We start from the raw sequence: 17,387 nt of genomic DNA on the forward strand, positions 1-17,387 counted from the left end.
TTCGTCCCGGGAGCCTCGTAGACAGATTGTAGATTTCGGCAGGGAGCAATTTCATGGCACGACGTCATACGGGAGGATGCCGTTGCGGCGCGATTAAGTTCGAGGCCTCGTCCGAGCCCTTCTATACCAGCTACTGCCATTGCAGCGATTGCCGCAGAGCGACGGGCGCGCGGGTTGCAGCGTTCGTGGGCTTCCTGACGAAGGACGTGACTTTTCACGGCAACGAGGGAGCGACCTATGGTCAATATCCCATCAAACGAAGCTTCTGCCCGACTTGCGGAGCGCCCATTGCCTACAGCGACGCACGCATCGACCACCAGATATTTCTGATGCTGGGCGCCATGGATCATCCGGAATTCTACGCTCCGGCCGTCCACAGCTATGTGAGCGAGCAACTCCCCTTCTTTCATCTGGAGGACGACTTGCCTCGATCACAGAAGCATACAGCGCCACGACCTGATGACGTAACCTAGCTGCTACGGCTTTCTTAGCGTCCTGATCGCCTGAAGTCTGCCATATTTGCGCCGTGATCGCTGAAGAATGCTGGCGCAAAACGGATGCAGACAATCAATGACAGGCGAGCAATTTTCCTTGTCAGCCAGGATTCCTGCATCTGTTAGGGTCTCGTTCAGCAAAGCAGCGCACAACTATGATTTCTGGATCCGGGCGCATGACAGCCGAGCTTGTGGGGCAGGCAGACTGTCAAAATTGCTGTTACCGGCGGCGGCGCATGCGGACCCAGGATATTTGATAGGAGAACTAATTCCGTGCGGTTGAGATATGCCCTTCGAAGCGTCACCCAGATGCTCAGCCTTTGCTCCCTCGCCCTCGTCATTCCCGCAACATCGCAATCCTTGGCAGCGGCCCGGCAGTCGGACATTCCGGCCTGGCTCGGAGTTTATGTTGGTACCGGTGAAGGGCAGATTGCCCAACCGATCCTGCAAAGAGCTCGCGCGCTCTACATGCGAAAAGTGAGCGAAGGCACGGTTAGAAATCCCTGCTATTTCGCCATGGATGCAACCCGCCCGAATACTCCGAATGATGGCAAGTCCGCGGGTCGGTTCTATATCGTTTGCGAGGCGACACAGACCTTCCGTGTCGTTTCATCGGGCCACGGCAGCGGGCGCGATCTCAAAGGTGTTGCCGACTTCGGCAATGGACGCATGTGCGCGAAGAACTTCGGCAACGCGATGGACTCGAACCTGACGACGGGCGGCTCCTATGTCACGGAGGAGACGAAGACGACCTTCAAGGGTTACTACAAGCTCTCCCAGACGAAGGAGACCGCCTATCTCCGCACATTCCTCCAGTTCGACGGTGAGGGCGAGACCGCCAATGCGCGAGAGCGGGCGATCGGCGGACATGCGGCCGCCAAGGTCGCGGGCGTTTGCATGAAGAAGGATCCGCAGAGCCCTTATGCCAATAAGGACGGATATGTTCCCCTCGGGAAGCTGGTGGAATATGCCGGCGGCCGTAGTGACGGCTGCACGAGCTGGTCGGCATCGGATGCCAATCAGATCATCTCCATGGTGAAGGACAATCCGACGACGCTCTACATCTATCCGGAGTCTTCAGACATCAAGGCGATCGCCAAGGCCGTTGCGGCGGGCCGCTCTCCGGCCCAATCCGGATTGTATTGGAACGACTCCTGCCTGAAGGATATCGGCACGCCAAAATTCTGGCCCAAGGAAACGCTCGAGCCAATCATCGTCCAGTACAAGAAGGATCATCCGGCACCGCCCGCCAAGCCGATCCCGATCTGCGATCAGCAATGACAATGGCCGGGAGCTAAGTCAGGAAATTTGACAGGCGACGGACGGGATAATTGCCTCGCCTGTTCAAGCTAGCTGGGGATATTTCTGTCACCATCGGCATAGCATCCAATATGCTCACCTGTGGATACCGTAGCGCTAGATCGAGAACCCAGATGCGAAAATATATGGACATTTGCCGGTAAAAACGGCATAAAAACTTGGTATCGGCGGACGATAAGAGCGTCTCCTACGGCTTGTTCGGTCAATTAGGCTGAATTTTACACCGTCTCTAGCCGATTGATTTCATTGGAATAAATCCTTAATCAGAAGCTATCCTGCTCTTTGCTGCCATTAGCCCTGCACGAGGGCGCGCACCACCTTTCACATCAACAAAACTGTCGTTGATGCGTCTCAGCAGACTTGATTAGGTCTGCATTAGATCAGTGCCGCGAATTTGGGGCCTAGGCAGAACCGGATATCTATCCTTTCACATTGAAACTGGAACCAACTAGGCCACCTTTCGGGCAGTCATAGTCGTATTTGACCGCAGAAGGCTCATAAGCATGGGGCCGATCGCAAACTCTCCTTTCTCCGTTCGCCGTGTCAGATCGCGAAGATAACCGCCGGCAGAATTGATGTGTGGAGCGCGTTGAAGGATGCAGGCGATCACAGTGGCCGCATTCTCTGTCCCCATGGTTCTGCAGGCCTCCTGATAGGCTCCAGGGCTGATATCGAGTGTCGATTTGACGATGATCGAGGCTGCAAGCAAGTCACGCCAGTTGTTGATAGTGCCTGCTGGTCCGTAAGCTGTGATGTCCGGGCAAGCGCGGAGAATGAGATCGAGCGGGAAAGATTTCAGTTCCGCTAGAACCTCCTTGCGAGTTCCAGTGCCGGAACTGTGTGATGCTGGAGGTGTTAGCCCGATCTTCTCCGAAGAAGCTATGGTTTCCGGGATTATTGAAGTTGTCCGCGGAAATTCTGTATCGTCCAGCGGTATTTCTCGCCGTTTGGCTTTGGTTTCAGATTCAATGAAGGATTCGGAGTCTGAATTCTGTATGTGCCGCTCATTTTGATAGGGATTGCCGCTTAAATTTTTGGCTTTTATGTGCGTTTCCAACTGGTTGATGATTTGGTCGTGCAGGCGGTTGAGCTTATCCAGAAGTGCCTCCAGCTCCATTGTCGTCGGAGAACGCGAAAGCCCATCGATCAACGCACGGAAAGCTACATAGACGGTCTCCCAGGGGCCTTCTGCAGCTTCGGCACGCGCGGTTTCGATCAGCTTGGCAATATCGCGTCTGTGGAGGCTGATGCGCTCGCGCAGGCTCTGGATATGAAGTCGTTCGGCCGCAACCTGGGCGGCGAGATGTTCGATCTCTTCCGCTCGCGCGAGAAGAGGCGCCAATGAGAAGCCATAAGCCTCATTGAGGTCCCCTGCCCTGCTGCGACGAGCATAGCGCTTGCCGTTGGGGCTATCTCTGCGCACAAGAAGCCCGGCAGCGATCAGCACAGCCAGATGGCGGCGAATGGTCTGCTCGGCCATCCCATGGGCGCGCAAGGACAACTGCGCGTTCGAAGGAAACACGACCAGGTTGGCATCATCCGACAGTTCGTTCTTCGGATAAAAGCTCAAGAGCGCATTGAGAACTGCAAGCGCACGATCCGTCACCCCGAGAAGGGGCTTGGCTTCACAGAGTGCGCGATAAATCTTCCATTTGTCGATGGACCTGATGGGCTTCTCATGCTCGGCTCGTCTTTGAGCTATCAACATGGCAAGCGTCATCGACCGCCGCCCAAAGGGCGTCGTCACATATTCGGTTTCCATTTTCTTTCACCTACGTTGTGGCAAAAGAAGACAGCTCACCAAAACGGCGTCAAAGACTCTTGACTGTGATTCGGGGAAATGCGATTCTCGATTTGCTTAAGATCAGAGAAGGGCTTCCACGACGACGTCGTTTGGGGGCCTTTTTCTTTTGCGGGTTACGTTTCCTTTCCTTGCTGAAACTCGTTGAAGAGAGATTGCAATCTCTCCTGCACGAACTGGTCGAAACCGGGCGCAGCCTTGCTATCGAAAACAAAAGTGGCGCGCGCCGGCGTTCGCTTAAAAGTCACGGGAACCCCGGCTACGGATGAAGGAGCAGCGGCGCTCTTGGTAGAAGCGGGCTTTCCCGTTGCTAGAATGAGTGCGCGCTGAAAACGTTCATCGCTCGACATCTTCCGATAGTTGTCCGCGGACAACTCGGCGATGATCGGCTCGGCAGCAACACTCTCGAGGCGCTCTCCCAATTCCAACCATCGCCTGCGACCGATTTCGGGAGCAGGCCCGATAGCGCTGATGAGTGGCAGAGGCACCTGTCTCGTGACGATCAGCATCTTGGAGAGTGCTGCCTTGTCCACGCCGAGTGCGGCCATGATGACATCGCGGCCGAAGTCGCGTTGCTCCAAGCGCAATGCAAACAATGCTCGCTCGACATAGGAGAGATTGGTGCGCGCGCTATTTTCCTGGCCCTGGCTGACCACCAGCTGGTCATCCGTGAGCTGCCGCACGACCGCGCGCACTTTGATGCCGAGTTCCTTTGTGGCCGCCAGGCGGCGATGGCCGTAGGCAACCTGAAAGCGTCCCTTGGACTCTGGATGCGGGCGAACGAGGATCGGCACTTGCTGGCCGTGTTCGCGTATCTGCTCGACAAGCTGGCCGAGTTCAACTGGATCTATCTCGAGACGATCGGTAACGAAGGATCCGTCGATGACATCGGGATCGATGTCGACGACCGTCTGTCCTTCGGCCAGTTGCCGCTCGAGATCGCTGGCGCGCTCCATCTTTTCGGTGATGTTTCCGAGCGTCCTCGTAATGCCGCCGACAGGTCCAGAACCCCTCGCCTGCGGCAGGAAACCTGCGATCGGTCGATTATCCTTTGCAGCGGGCGTGTCCGTGCGCGCCGTGTTTGGCGCCGAGATTTCAAGAAGGTTTTTGCGCGCCATCTATTTATTTCCTTCCCCAGGTCAGGCGGAGATGCGTCTCGATCTCGCTGTTGACGAGATTGAGCGAATCCAGAGCGCGGTCGTAGGTGCCCCTGGTGAACTGGGCACGATCGACCTCATAAAGCGTTTGCTTGGTGACGCCGGCGTCGGCAACGGCTGTCGATTTGACCATGGCATTCTGCAGCATGCGATTGCCGAAGATGGCGCGCATAAAGCCGGTCATCTGGCTTTGCGGTCCGTCGTTCGGCTCGAAACGGGTGACGAGATAGCGCATCCAGTCGTAGCTGGTGCGACCTCCTGCATTCTCGACCACGGACATGAGCTCGCTCGTCATGGTGAGAAATTGTGACATCGACATGACGTCGAGCATCTGCGGATGAACGGTGATGAGGATGGATGTCGCAGCGCAGAGCGCTGACATCGTCAGGAAACCTAACTGCGGCGGGCAATCGATGACAACGACATCGTAGAAACTCTCGATCTCGGTCAGAACCTCACCAATGCGAGCAAAGAACATGGTCTCGGCACGACCTGCCGCCATTGCGCGCGGCGTTTCGTGCTCGAACTCCATGAGTTCGAGATTGCCGGGGATCAGATGAAGGTTCGGCGTATAGGTCGAACGGACGATATCGGCGATCGGACGCGGCTCTTCATAGCGTATGGCGCCGTAGAGCGTTTCATTTTCACCGACATCAAGTTCCGGTTGATGGCCGAAGAGAGCGGACAAGGAGGCCTGCGGATCGAGATCGATGGCCAGCACGCGATAGCCCCTCAGCGCCAAATACTGCGCGAGGTGAGCCGCGGTGGTGGTTTTGCCTGAACCACCCTTGAAATTCATGACCGAGATGATCTGGAGCTTTTCCGACCCTCTACGCCAGGGAACATATTTGGGTGTGCCGTTGCGCTCATCCAGCACCTTGCGGATGCGGTCCATATCCTCGGCGGCATAAAGCCGGCGCCCATTGGAAAGCGGGTCAGGCCCATGGCCTTCGGCGGCGATCTGGCGGAGATAGCCCTCACCTATACCAATGAACGCAGCAGCTTCGGCCGGCGAAAACATCCGCATAGTTTTCTGTGACTGAGGCGGGAAGATCTTTGCCTGATGTTGCTGGAGCTGATAAGACAATTCCTGCGCATCTGTCGCCAGAAGCGTTGGAAGGTGCTCTTGATCTTCTTGGAGCGCGAGACTCGGCTGCATCGTTGTTTTCCCAATTAACTGCGCAATTGTGACGGAATGCTACTGAATTACGCAGTTACAATATGCTCCGATTCGTGTCCGTTTTACAAATGCTTAGATAAAAGGCAGTTTTTGATGCGTTTTTGCGCATCAACAGCGTGTTGCGACATTCGATCTGCTGCCGCTTTACTATGCTGACGTTTTGAGCGAGGCCGTTGGTCATAGTGATTCGTTTCGCCCTATGTTCCAGCATGAGCGGTGTAGTCCGCGGACCACTCATGCTGAAGGCCGGGCAGGATACTGGAACGAACGCGTCCAAGGGCGCCATTTCGTGGATGGAGCTCAATTGACCGGTAGTCCGCGGACTACCGCGGATGCGACCGGAGTTGCCGCCCACAGTGTCGACGCGCCACCACACCAAAGGCAGCGCTTACATTCGGGCTGTTACAATAAAGGTGAGGAGACTATGAGGCGATGCGCTCAGGCGCGTCAGCGGGCGGCGCGATCGGAGCGCCGGCCGAGGAGGGAGGCTCGAATGAGTTCTGCTTTGCTCAAGACTGGCGGTGGTGGCGGCTCTTCGCGTTGAGCCGTTGCCTTGGCCTGCGTTTGCCGCAGCGTGATCAGGCGCTGCTGCGCGGCAAGCCTATCCTCGGCCGAAAGCGGCTCGACGGGATTGCCGGCGAGATCGTGCCGCATGGAATCCGGCTGGGCGCAGGCATGGTAATATCGCTTGGAATGCAGAAACGCACTGGTGGACCGACGCAGAGACATGACCGGTACGTCGGGTTTCAAGAGCGGACGGATTTCATTCCAGAGGCCAAGCGCAAAAGGACGGATAGGATCGCCAGCTTTGGCGGGCAGGATGCCGATGGGGTGAAGCAAGAGCGTATTGATCGCGGTCGCCTTCTTGACATCGAGCTCGGTCGCCACGATCGGCTCGCGATTGGTCGTCCAGGGTTCTTCCATCAAATCGTTCCTCTGCGTGCAATTCCATTACGGATTGATTGTGAAGTGATTTTGACGGGATGGCAAAGAAATCCGTCCCCGCTTGTTCGCCCTCACGCCAAGCCGACGTTCATATATGAGGTGGTGTAGTCTGCAGCAAGTTTTGGTTAACGAGATTTTTATAGTTGGACGGCTAGTTTTCGCAAAGCCGCGATAGGTAGCGCGTACGCGGCGCATCTTCCCTCAATCCCGAATTCGTAACAAGCTGCCTGCGAAAATGTCGCAGGGCTCCGGTTTGTGCGGGCTGCCGTGTCTTAAAGGGGGGGAGGGCGCTTTAACCCCCGGCGGCCGCAAGCTAAATGCTGGCGAAACGAGTTGCGGCCAATCGGTCGCGGTCGATGATTGGCGATGGTCCTCGTTGTGTTTGCGGTTGTTCAAAAGACCTGGTGAAGTCGTATCTTTGAATGGTCCGCGCGCCGGGTAGTGCAGCAGAGCATTACTCGGATTTGGACTTTGCTTCCTTATGCCAGCGACTGGCTTTGCTTGTCCGAGGCGCGTCTCAATCCGGCGTTTCATGGCATCTCTCATCGGCAGAATAGGGAAGGACTATTCTCATTCGAGAGATGCCGCAGACGGAGAAGGGATTTGCAAGAATAAAGCCATGGAGGGTAGGGGCCGGCTGTTGGGCGGGAAGGCGTGATCCATCCTCTTGCTTCGTCAAGCCACGCGCCGTCCTTCAGCGCGCTGAAGAGGGAGATCTTGTGTCGAGGCGTGGCATTGCATGGGTTGAAATACATTCCGTGGCCACTGCCAAGTAATCTGTGAGCCAGATGAAAAATCTGGAGATAGTTGCGTTGGGCGGCTTGGCTGCCGATGGTCGTAGCGATAGATACAGCAGCACGGTCGACTCGATCTAAGTTCGAATGGCTCATCAGTCATTGGGAGGAATATTCTTGAACATAGCAGCATCTCTTTCACTGGGCGCCATTGTTTCGCTCACGCTCGGTTCGAGTGCGCTGGCTTTCGACAAGTCTTCCTTCTTCGATGCGGCCCTTTGCAAGCCGCCCTATTCGACCGCCAGTGCGACAAAGATGTATGACGAGGCTGAGAAGCTTGCGAAGGCGGATACGTCGCTCATGACGGCAGCCGTCTACAAAATGTCCGCGGACTTCGGTCGTCAAGGCTTCAAGACGAAAGAAATCGTCTTCGCTGGAACGAGCTTCGGTATCCTGGTCGATGGCGCGCGAGCAGACGATTTGGCCAAGACCTATCACCTGACATCGGATGGGCTTGGCAATCTCCTCGGCACCGCAACGAAGTCATATGGGCGCGCTTTGCTCAAGGCTGAGCAACCCGCGGCCGAGATGGGAGTGGTGTCCGTAGTCGCCCGCGAATCTGCGGCCTTCCCAGGAAAGACCCTGCTGGCTTGTGAATTCGTCTCGCATGAAGACCTCAAAGCCATGAAGAGCATGCAATCGCTGCCGAAGTAACGCGCGAGCGGGTGTCGCGCCGCCGCTTTCTCCTGAGCTTGGAAGGCAAGGAGTGTGTGGCTTTCCGTGGAAGACGAGCCTGAGAGCTATGATTTACTGCTCCGAAGCGGCTCCTGGTTCAATATCTCCGTATCCGATCTCTCGGCATTGGCTAAATCCTATTGCAAGGGCGAGCGCGTGTGGCGGAAGCGAAGCCTTAAATAGCTTCAGCTAAGCGAAGTATTAACCATAATCTCAAGCTATTGCGAAACCTGCCGTTTGATTCTGACGGGCGGTTTCACATAATTCGTCGGACGGAGCCTCCCCGCGCATTTGCCGGCCCCTTGGCGTTTAGCAAGCCTACCTGTTAGGCGAAGCGAACTATCCACACGATGAGGAGCATGTCGATTAGCAACGCAATCACCAGAAGCAGGCTTATGAGCTTTCGTCGCTCCGCCGTCTCCCTGGGTTCAATTTTGAAAGCCGCTTTGTAAGCGTTTTCGGTGTCTCGTTCATTTACTGGTCGAATGGAGTTTCGAGGGCGTGTCATATTGACGAGACCGCATGTGACGAAGATGAAAAATAATAGCAGGTAAGGGGCCATCTCAAATGCAGCCTTTTGCTGTCCAGCCACTTGCAATTTCTCATCTTAGATAAACAGATTTCGCTGTCCATTGCACTTGAAAGCCGCTTGTGCATGCCAGGAAGCCTTCCGCACGATCGCCATCGCAAGAATCCTGGCATCCACCGAGATGTTCTAATTGAGATTGCAGCCGGAAGGTGGTCTTGTTCCGGCTGCCGAGTCCTCGCCCTCCCATCCATTTAGAGTTCGAGCACCCATGTCAATTTCAGATGCGATCTACCGCCCCTTCGAAAGCCTGATCCAGCCGCTGGACATTCCCTACCGGCCGCTGCCGTCGAAGGGGCCAGTGGCCGTTCTTCTTCACTTCGTTATGATGTTTCGCGGCGTCCTGATCACACTCGCCCTCTGCACCATGGCGATCGAGGCCATGAGCCTGACGATGGTCTGGGGCCTGTCCGTTATCGTCGATGGCGTCACGCAGCAGGGTGCTGCCGCTTTCCTGCATAACGACCGGATGCTGCTGATCTTCCTCGGCCTGATGCTTTTCCCCGTCATCCCGATTGGTTCTTTTCTCGTCAATACGCTCAACTCGCACACGCTCGGCATCGGCATGCCGGCCGCCATTCAATGGCAGGGCCACAGAGCGGTGGAGCGGCAGGACCTCGCCTTCTTCCACGATCTCTATGCCGGCCAGGTCGCTTCGCGACTGCAGCAGGTGGCGTCAGCCGTGCAGCAGCAGGTCATTTCGGCCTTCCAGTCCATCCCGCGCTTCATCATGCAGATGGTCGGCTCCGTTGTCCTTCTGAGTGCGCTCTCCTGGCAGCTTGCCCTGCCGACCGTCGTTTGGATCACGCTCAACGTGCTGCTCGCAGTCAGGTTGGCGCCCGTCTTCACCGAGCGCTCACGCCGCTCCGCCAAGCGTCGCAGCCTGATTTCCGGCGCGATCACCGATCTCTACGCCAATATGCAGATGGTCAAGCAATTCGCCGCGGAAGACAGCGAGGCCGGTGCCATCAGAGGCATAATCGGCAAGGCTATCAAGGCGCAGCAGAGCGAGCAGCGCATCTACCGTACCGCTGAGGTCATCGTCGTCGTCCTCAACATGATCCATTGGCTGGCAATCCTGTCGATCGGCTTTACCGGCCTTGTGGATGGCTTTGTCACGATCGGCGAATTCACGGCGGCCGTTTATGTTCTCAACCGCTTCTCCGGTCACACATTTACATTCCTGCAGATGGGCCAGCAGATCTTCCAGGCGATCGGCACGATCAAGGACGCCATGCCGGTCATGACGACGCCGCCCACCATCACCGACCGGTCGGGTGCGCAGGACCTTGCCGTGCCCAGCGGCGAAATCCATTTCGACAATATCAGCTTTGCGTATAAGACCGGCAAACCCGTTATCGACAATCTCTCGCTGACGATCCGCCCCGGTGAGAAGGTCGGCCTGGTCGGCCTCTCCGGCGCCGGCAAGACGACGCTCGCCAACCTGCTCCTGCGCTTCTACGACATCAAGGACGGCGCGATCCTGATCGATGGCCAGGATATCCGCGCAGTCACGCAATCCAGCCTGCGCCGCGCCATCGGCGTCATCGCCCAGGATGTCGCGTTGCTGCACCGCTCTGTCGGCGACAATATCCGCTACGGCCGGCCGGACGCGAGCAGTGCCGAAATCGAGGCCGTCGCCAAGATGGCGAGTGCGGATACCTTCATTGCAGATCTTGCCGACAGCGAAGATCGCAAGGGTTATGACGCCTTCGTCGGTGACCGCGGCGTTAAGCTGTCCGGCGGCCAGCGCCAGCGCGTCGCCATCGCCCGTGTATTGTTGAAGAATGCGCCAATCCTGGTGCTTGATGAGGCGACCTCCGCCCTCGACAGTGAGTCTGAGGCTGCGATCCAAGACAGGCTTAATCTCGTCATGGAGGGAAAGACGGTAATCGCCATCGCACATCGCCTCTCCACGATTGCCAGGATGGACCGGATAGTTGTGCTCGATCAAGGACGTATCGTGGAGGAAGGCGGACCGGACGAACTGATTGGACAGGACGGTCTGTTTGCTCGTCTGTGGCAACACCAAACCGGTGGCTTTATTCCCGACGAGATTAGCTGACCTAGCCTTTGTCGCAAAATTTCTAATTTATCGCTAGGTGGCCCCGTGAAAGACCACGAGGAGCGAGCCGCACCAAGCCGCGATCCCCGGCCTCACCTGTGCACCCTCAATGGGCCTAGCTATGCACACTTTTATGCTCGTTCGCTGAAATGCTGCCATCGATTTTGCCCCAGGTACCGGATGGAGGGGCAAAAGGGCTGATTTGGAGGCAACGTAACCTCTTTGTGCAGTTCGGTCCTGTCGAGGTTCAGTCCCATTTGGCAGAAAGATGTAAGACCCGAACTTTAGGAAGAGCGTTTTCGACCACTTGCTTCACGCTGCAAGCGATCAGCACCGGCAAATAATTTCTCATCCTTCTTGTCGGGATCACCTTTTGTTGGCCGTCCTTGGGGCATCAACCGCTTCAACCTGGAGGAACATCGTGGAAAACGCTCAATCACTTTGGCAGACTGCCGCCATTCTCATCGCTCGCCTGATCTTCTCCGCCGTCTTCGTGATGGCGGTCTCGTTCAAGTTCATGGATATGGGCGCGACCGCCGGCTATATCGCCGCCGCGGGCTTCCCGTTCCCATTATTCCTGGCTTGGTGTGCCGCCATCCTTGAAGTGCTGCTTGTCGTTGCTTTCCTGACCGGCGCCTTGTTCGTCCCGGCGGCGCTTGCTGCGGCCGTTTACGTCATCTTTCTCGCATTCTCATTCCATGGTCCGGCACGATGGACCGGCAATCAAGCTGAATTCGGCTTTTTCGTTGATCACTTCACGTTCGTAGCGGGACTGCTCTTCGCCGCTGTACATGGGCCGGGCAGTGTGCTTGCCGCAAAGTGGGCGCCTTGGTCGGACAGGACATGATACAGCCTTGTCATGATCTGGGACTTGCCGCACCATTCTCCCTTTAACAGCAGATGGCGAATGTGCCGGCTCGTCGGCGGGCTTGTCGAAGAGCTGCGCGCGTGGAAGGCCGAGGTGCAGAGTTATTGATGCCTCACTTGGACCCACGGCGCTTGCCGTTTGCCCTCCAAATTCAAGTCACGCCAACCAACCTGCCTCACTTACGCAACATCGGATGCGAAGCAGATCGGGTGGTGTGCGATTCCGCTCGTCCTGAAGCACCTGCGTCATAACAGACGAGATCCATACAGTGTCGGGCATCCATTTGAATGATGCGGTCAGGCCTTCAGGAGCCTTGCGATTGTTCACCCGCAACGGGAGCATGGCTCGTGATGACATAGCGGCCGTTCTTGTCCAGCTCATCGGGATCCACCAGGACGACCGAGGACTCCCCGGTGCTGGAAATCAAAATGAACGAATAGGGATTCGCTGTCTCGTCATTGGCCATCAGGAGTGATCTCCGCAGTAGCCGTGCTAGTTGGCTGGCCGCTTCAAGAATGGGCGGCGGGTGCAGGTCGCCGGAGTGGTAGATGCTGACGATCTGCGAATAGTCAGCGAAAGATTCCGACGCCACGAGGCATGTTATCGGCATATCCGCAATTTGCATTATGTCGTGGATTACGTCCACGCTGTCAGTATCGATATTGAGTACGGTGGCAATGGAACGCCGCAGAAGATCATCGTCAGCTTGTTTTTCGAGGGAGGCATCAAACCAGATCATTGCCCGCGGTTCCGGTTTTGAGGATTGTCTCGCGAAGTAACCTCGATAGCTGACGCTCTTCGGTAGATGAGTGCCGCTTTGATGTTCGAACGCCAATCAGATTGGTGGTCGCCGACAACTAAGAGCTCACCCACTCCATCAACGCATTCTGTGCGTGAAGCAAAAATGCCTTGGCCACCCGACTTTGGCAGGTTGGATGCAGCATGGCATCCGCCGTCAGTTCTCGACCCCTTGTAACCGGTGGGCATGGTAAAAAGATAGTGCTTTGCTTTCCTTTGTTGAGAAGCGAAGCCGACACCCGATACTCAGCCAATTCGCCTTCCTCTGCGTCTGCTGGCCATGAATCGGTAATGATGACGTCCGCATCGAGCAGATGGCGAATGTCCGTGCTGCTTTCAAAATTCGGGTTCAGAAGGTCCGGGTCGGTGACGTGCCAGCGCTCCGGATAGGTCTGAACGACGCGTATCGGCAGCGATCGCGATGCCTCGACCCATGATCTGAGTATATTGGCGTCTGGCGCAATTCCGACAACCTTGAGGCCATCAAGGGTTCCCCTTGCGCTCTTGATATAGGCAAGATCACCAAGCGTTTCGCAAGGGTGATTAGTTCTTGTTCGGGCATTGATGACGGGTGTTTCCGCGGCAGAAGCAAGTTCACGCAGCGTATCAAGCTCTTTCGTCCTGACGACAAGAAGATCAAACCAATTATCGAGGTAGCCCGCCAGATCTGCGATGGGTTCGCGAGTGCTGAAGCTAATGGGAGGTTGAGCAGATATGCCGCCCATCGCCTTCGCGCCGAGATCGAAAGCGGTCGTGTTTCGCCATCCCGTGTCGTCGACGATGATGCCGATGCGCTTGCCGAGCAGGGCTTGCGGCATGGTACGCTCGCGCCAATACTCTGCAAACTGGCCCGCTCGATCAATAAGCCCAAGGATAACGCTTGGTGGCAAAGCGTGAAACTCGAGAAAATCTCTGGTCGACGTAAAATTCATGACGCTTCCAAGGTTGAGTTCGACAGACCCATTGCAACGATGGCGAGGCCTTCACCCTAGGCAGTTTTCGATCCGGGGCAATGGAAACGCGAGCCACAACCTAGCTGCGATGAGGGTAATTCCGACAATTCGACTTCGGGAGGACCCGCCAGAGCGAAGCCGAGCCGCTCTGCGCAGTCTAGCCCACGTGCGCCACCAACACCTAGTAGGGTAGGGTGGCCATCGGCAATGTACTTCTTGTCTACGAGAGTTCTTTCCGCACGGTGTCAGTCGTCACCGTCGCGACCTTAATGCCGGTCCCGGCCTTGGCTGGTTGATTTCGGAGGTGGATCAACGAAGGCTCCGAGCCAATGCGGTGGGCTGCTCTCGGCGAAGACTTATCAGAGATATTGCATTGGCAAGATCTTTAGCAGGCCGGTTGGCAAAATCTTTAGATCGCCCGGAGTATCGAGGCCGCGATGCTTTCTGGTTGCTTTGGTAGTTTTCGATGATGAATGAATTAGATATGCCGACGGTGCTCTTTCTTCAAAAGACGTCTTATATCGCTGGTGCGGTGACTTTGGGTTATTTGAAATACAGCGCGAATGAGAGCCGCGGCGTTGGTCTGCTTGCCTCAAGTTTCGTAATTCTTGCGGCGGCTTCAACATTGGCCGGATATGCCGAAACCTACCCGGCATTCTATGCGCCTCTCAGCCTTATCAATCTCGTTTGCGCCGTGCTTGGATATTCGTTGCTCGGCTCATCTTTCGTGGTGATCAGCGATCCCGACAGAAAGGTGATGTCGGCTCTTGTATTGCTGCCCGGACTGCTGATCTTACTCGTCGGAGCTTTCACCGCATTTCATTTGAACAATACATATCGGGCAGCGACATTCAATTTCCTTGCCTGTGTGATGCTTGCCGGCGCGGCGATCGTCATCTTCAGGGACTCCTTTCGCGAACCGTTGCCGATCAGAAAATTCGTTGCCGCAATATTATCGGCCTGCGGCCTGCTATCGCTGATAATGGCCTTCGAGTTTTCGTTCCATTCTTTCCTCCTTTTCGATGTGGCGAGCGGTTTCCTGCTGATGATCCTTTCCAAGTTTGTGCTGGCGCTGTCGATCGTTATTTTCATAAGCGAGCGCCAACAGGTAAAACTCAGACAAACAGCCGAACGAGATGGCCTGACTGGCCTCTATAATCGTCGCTTCTTCAACGAGAACGTCTCCGGACGACTTCGGGATGGAGATGCTCTTCTTTATCTCGATATCGACCACTTCAAGCATCTTAACGACCGTTGGGGCCATGCGGCGGGAGATGAAGTTCTCGTTGCCGTCTCGCGAACGATAGAGGCGGTTCTGCCGGCTTCCGCCATTTTCGCGCGGCAGGGAGGAGAAGAGTTCATAGTCTTTCTTCCCTTGAAAGCAGGAAACCCCCTTGTTCAGGCCGAACGCATTCGGGAAGCAGTTCAGCGAACACGATTTCCGGATCTCGGTGCCGATGTGGTGGTGACGACGAGCATTGGCATTTCGAAGGTAAGCCGGAAATCCAGGTCGCTTTCAGAGCTTTGTCGCGAAGCGGATCGGGCTCTCTATCTGGCAAAGGCAGCCGGACGAAACCGGGTCTGTGACGAGAGCAGCAACTTCGTTGCCGAAGGTTACGTTCGCTCGGCGTAATCCCTCGATCAATTCGTTGGAGCATTGCAGCCTGACGGCGTCTTCGAAAGAAGACCTGGAACCGGGGAGGGGCGTTCAAGGGCGGCCGACCTGTCATGTTGCTCGCAGACCGCTACAGAACATGGCGCCCGCATCGAGGTTGCTGGATGGGAACGAGGCAAATCTCGATTTTGGCAAAGGCCTGGAATGCCGGGAAGCGGCGTTGATTTAGCTGGCATGGCCCTTTATTTCTCACGTTGAAAGAAGAGGTCAGTTAGCCATGGATAGTGAAGCAAGCCTCCGGAACGAGCGCAAACGCGGGTCCGGCGTGAAGGTGGTCTATGACATCTTGCGGGACGAGATTCTGGATCTGGAGCTGCCGCCGGGCAGCCCTATCGACGAGGTGCAGCTTTCCGAGCGTTTCGGCATGTCGCGCACGCCGATCCGTGAAGCGCTCGTGCGGCTGGCAGGCGAGGGGCTGATTGATACGCTGCCCAACCGCTCGACCATGGTCTCGCAGATCGACTTTCTCAACATGCACAGCTATTTCGATGCGCTGGTCCTGATGTATCGGGTGACAACGCAGCTTGCCGCTAGATATCACCGTCCGGAAGATCTCGAAGGTGTGCGCGCTCTTCAGGCTGATTTCGCCGACGCTGTCGAAGCGCAGGATGCGCTTGCCATGATCTCCACCAACGCGGCTCTGCACCTTGCAATCGCCGAAGCTGGCCGCAATCCATATTTTACCGGCCTTTTCTCTCGGCTGTTGAACGAAGGCAGGCGTCTCCTGCGTCTCTACTATCAATCCTACAACGATCGTCTGCCGCGCCGCTTCGTCGAGGAGCATGATGAAATCATTGCCGCCATCGAGACGCGGGACACGGAACTTGCCGAGCGCCTCGCGCGCGAACATGCCGAGCAGATCGTCGCCCAGATCCAGAAATTGCTGATGCGTGGGGATCGCCTCGACGTCAGCCTGTAGCTTGCATAATTCTTGTCGACAAAATATATACAAGAGTATATCAATGCTGCAAAGACGGTGAGGCGCGGCGGCGGATGTTGCTGGGCTGATTGCCGATCCACCCCGGCCCAAGAGGATAGACAGATGACTGCAAGCATTTTCTCCGGCGTGATCCCCGCCTTGATGACCCCGTGCAAACCCGATCGAAGCCCCGATTTCGATGCGCTTGTCCGCAAGGGCAAGCAGTTGATCGCCGATGGTATGTCGGCTGTGGTCTATTGCGGCTCGATGGGTGATTGGCCGTTGCTCACCGATGCGCAGCGCATGGAAGGCGTCGAGCGGCTGGCCAGGGCGGGAGTGCCCGTCATCGTCGGCACCGGCGCCGTCAATACGGCATCGGCCGTTGCTCATGCGGCCCATGCGCAGAAGGTTGGCGCCAAGGGTCTGATGGTCATCCCCCGTGTGCTCTCGCGCGGCTCTGTGATTGCCGCCCAGAAGGCACATTTCAAGGCGATCCTTGCGGCAGCGCCTGATCTTCCGGCCGTCATCTACAACAGCCCCTATTATGGTTTTGCCACCCGCGCCGACCTCTTCTTCGCGCTGCGTGCCGAACACGCCAATCTCGTTGGTTTCAAGGAATTCGGCGGCCCGGCCGACATGCGCTATGCCGCCGAAAACATCACCAGCCGCGATGACGACGTGACGCTGATGATCGGCGTCGACACGGCCGTGTTCCACGGTTTCGTCAATTGCGGCGCGACCGGCGCCATCACCGGCATCGGCAACGTCCTGCCAAAGGAAGTCATCCATCTCTGCAACCTCGCGCAGGCTGCTGCCAAGGGCGACGTCGACGCACGCCAGCGCGCGCTCGAACTCGAGCAGGCACTCGCCGTCCTCTCCTCTTTCGACGAAGGCCCGGATCTTGTTCTCTTCTTCAAGCATATGATGGTGCTGAAGGGCGATAAGGAATATGAGCTGCACTTCAATGAAAGCGACGTCCTGAACGACAGCCAGCGCGGTTATGTCGAAGCTCAGTTCAAGCTGTTCAATAGCTGGTATGCCGAGTGGAGCAAGCTTCCCGGCGCCGTAGAAAAATACAAGGCCTAAGCTCTTACGATCGCTTATGCTCAAGATGCGAGAGGCCCTGCGGGGCCTCTCTTCTATTACATTACGTTAGT

Annotated in this window: 14 protein-coding genes; 8 read left to right on the forward strand and 6 right to left on the reverse strand. The window is 56.5% G+C overall.

Annotation, left to right across the window (positions count from 1 at the left end):
* Window positions 1-53 precede the first annotated feature (53 nt).
* Both GA0061100_RS11435 and GA0061100_RS11440 read left to right on the forward strand, forming a co-directional pair.
* The gene (locus GA0061100_RS11435) at window positions 54-473 is read left to right on the forward strand and encodes a GFA family protein (protein ID WP_075852825.1); all 420 of its coding nucleotides are present in this window, start codon (window positions 54-56) and stop codon (window positions 471-473) included.
* Between the two features lie 294 nt (window positions 474-767).
* On the forward strand, window positions 768-1,775 hold the full coding sequence (locus tag GA0061100_RS11440; RefSeq protein ID WP_075852826.1) for a murein L,D-transpeptidase catalytic domain family protein: 1,008 nt from the start codon (window positions 768-770) through the stop codon (window positions 1,773-1,775).
* 487 nt (window positions 1,776-2,262) lie between these two features.
* Here GA0061100_RS11440 and repC read toward each other — a convergent pair whose 3' ends face one another.
* From repC to GA0061100_RS11460, 4 genes are all read right to left on the reverse strand, one after another.
* Window positions 2,263-3,576, reverse strand: coding sequence for a plasmid replication protein RepC (gene repC / locus GA0061100_RS11445; protein ID WP_075852827.1), 1,314 nt, complete (start codon window positions 3,574-3,576; stop codon window positions 2,263-2,265).
* A gap of 155 nt (window positions 3,577-3,731) precedes the next feature.
* Window positions 3,732-4,733: a plasmid partitioning protein RepB gene (gene repB / locus GA0061100_RS11450; RefSeq protein WP_075852828.1), complete on the reverse strand. Its 1,002-nt coding sequence runs from the start codon at window positions 4,731-4,733 to the stop codon at window positions 3,732-3,734.
* A 4-nt stretch (window positions 4,734-4,737) separates the two neighbouring features.
* Window positions 4,738-5,931 carry a plasmid partitioning protein RepA gene (gene repA, locus GA0061100_RS11455; RefSeq protein ID WP_075852829.1) on the reverse strand — a complete coding sequence of 398 codons (1,194 nt, stop codon included), beginning with the start codon at window positions 5,929-5,931 and terminating at the stop codon, window positions 4,738-4,740.
* 468 nt (window positions 5,932-6,399) lie between these two features.
* The gene (locus tag GA0061100_RS11460) at window positions 6,400-6,876 is read right to left on the reverse strand and encodes a ProQ/FINO family protein (RefSeq protein WP_075852830.1); all 477 of its coding nucleotides are present in this window, start codon (window positions 6,874-6,876) and stop codon (window positions 6,400-6,402) included.
* A gap of 932 nt (window positions 6,877-7,808) precedes the next feature.
* Here GA0061100_RS11460 and GA0061100_RS11465 point away from each other — a divergent pair.
* From GA0061100_RS11465 to GA0061100_RS11480, 3 genes are all read left to right on the forward strand, one after another.
* Window positions 7,809-8,345 (forward strand): hypothetical protein, encoded by a 537-nt coding sequence (locus tag GA0061100_RS11465; RefSeq protein ID WP_244557811.1) that lies wholly within the window; start codon window positions 7,809-7,811, stop codon window positions 8,343-8,345.
* 818 nt (window positions 8,346-9,163) lie between these two features.
* Window positions 9,164-11,017 (forward strand): ABC transporter ATP-binding protein, encoded by a 1,854-nt coding sequence (locus tag GA0061100_RS11475; RefSeq protein WP_075852833.1) that lies wholly within the window; start codon window positions 9,164-9,166, stop codon window positions 11,015-11,017.
* 421 nt (window positions 11,018-11,438) lie between these two features.
* Window positions 11,439-11,864 carry a DoxX family protein gene (locus tag GA0061100_RS11480; protein ID WP_208621530.1) on the forward strand — a complete coding sequence of 142 codons (426 nt, stop codon included), beginning with the start codon at window positions 11,439-11,441 and terminating at the stop codon, window positions 11,862-11,864.
* A gap of 325 nt (window positions 11,865-12,189) precedes the next feature.
* Here GA0061100_RS11480 and GA0061100_RS11485 read toward each other — a convergent pair whose 3' ends face one another.
* Both GA0061100_RS11485 and GA0061100_RS11490 read right to left on the reverse strand, forming a co-directional pair.
* Window positions 12,190-12,624, reverse strand: a complete 435-nt coding sequence (locus tag GA0061100_RS11485; protein WP_075852834.1) for a hypothetical protein — start codon at window positions 12,622-12,624, stop codon at window positions 12,190-12,192.
* A 118-nt stretch (window positions 12,625-12,742) separates the two neighbouring features.
* Window positions 12,743-13,615 (reverse strand): ornithine carbamoyltransferase, encoded by an 873-nt coding sequence (locus GA0061100_RS11490; RefSeq protein WP_075852835.1) that lies wholly within the window; start codon window positions 13,613-13,615, stop codon window positions 12,743-12,745.
* 487 nt (window positions 13,616-14,102) lie between these two features.
* Here GA0061100_RS11490 and GA0061100_RS11495 point away from each other — a divergent pair, with 487 nt between their 5' ends.
* The 3 genes from GA0061100_RS11495 to GA0061100_RS11505 all read left to right on the forward strand — a co-directional run bounded on the left by GA0061100_RS11495 (window position 14,103) and on the right by GA0061100_RS11505 (window position 17,316).
* A complete protein-coding gene (locus GA0061100_RS11495; RefSeq protein WP_075852836.1) occupies window positions 14,103-15,269 on the forward strand; it encodes a GGDEF domain-containing protein in 1,167 nt (388 codons plus the stop codon).
* Window positions 15,270-15,528: 259 nt separating this feature from the next.
* Window positions 15,529-16,230, forward strand: coding sequence for a GntR family transcriptional regulator (locus GA0061100_RS11500; protein ID WP_075852837.1), 702 nt, complete (start codon window positions 15,529-15,531; stop codon window positions 16,228-16,230).
* A gap of 123 nt (window positions 16,231-16,353) precedes the next feature.
* Window positions 16,354-17,316 (forward strand): dihydrodipicolinate synthase family protein, encoded by a 963-nt coding sequence (locus GA0061100_RS11505; RefSeq protein ID WP_075852838.1) that lies wholly within the window; start codon window positions 16,354-16,356, stop codon window positions 17,314-17,316.
* Window positions 17,317-17,387 lie beyond the last annotated feature (71 nt).

The organism is Martinezella hainanensis (genome assembly GCF_900094555.1).
GTDB lineage: Bacteria > Pseudomonadota > Alphaproteobacteria > Rhizobiales > Rhizobiaceae > Rhizobium > Rhizobium hainanense.

Coding starts and splice junctions, on each gene's coding strand:
- repA (WP_075852829.1), bottom strand. CDS start 5,931: ATGCAGCCGAGTCTCGCGCTCCAAGAAGATCAAGAGCACCTTCCAACG.
- GA0061100_RS11485 (WP_075852834.1), bottom strand. CDS start 12,624: ATGATCTGGTTTGATGCCTCCCTCGAAAAACAAGCTGACGATGATCTT.
- GA0061100_RS11505 (WP_075852838.1), top strand. CDS start 16,354: ATGACTGCAAGCATTTTCTCCGGCGTGATCCCCGCCTTGATGACCCCG.
- repC (WP_075852827.1), bottom strand. CDS start 3,576: ATGGAAACCGAATATGTGACGACGCCCTTTGGGCGGCGGTCGATGACG.
- GA0061100_RS11490 (WP_075852835.1), bottom strand. CDS start 13,615: ATGAATTTTACGTCGACCAGAGATTTTCTCGAGTTTCACGCTTTGCCA.
- GA0061100_RS11500 (WP_075852837.1), top strand. CDS start 15,529: ATGGATAGTGAAGCAAGCCTCCGGAACGAGCGCAAACGCGGGTCCGGC.
- GA0061100_RS11495 (WP_075852836.1), top strand. CDS start 14,103: ATGATGAATGAATTAGATATGCCGACGGTGCTCTTTCTTCAAAAGACG.
- repB (WP_075852828.1), bottom strand. CDS start 4,733: ATGGCGCGCAAAAACCTTCTTGAAATCTCGGCGCCAAACACGGCGCGC.
- GA0061100_RS11475 (WP_075852833.1), top strand. CDS start 9,164: ATGTCAATTTCAGATGCGATCTACCGCCCCTTCGAAAGCCTGATCCAG.
- GA0061100_RS11460 (WP_075852830.1), bottom strand. CDS start 6,876: ATGGAAGAACCCTGGACGACCAATCGCGAGCCGATCGTGGCGACCGAG.
- GA0061100_RS11435 (WP_075852825.1), top strand. CDS start 54: ATGGCACGACGTCATACGGGAGGATGCCGTTGCGGCGCGATTAAGTTC.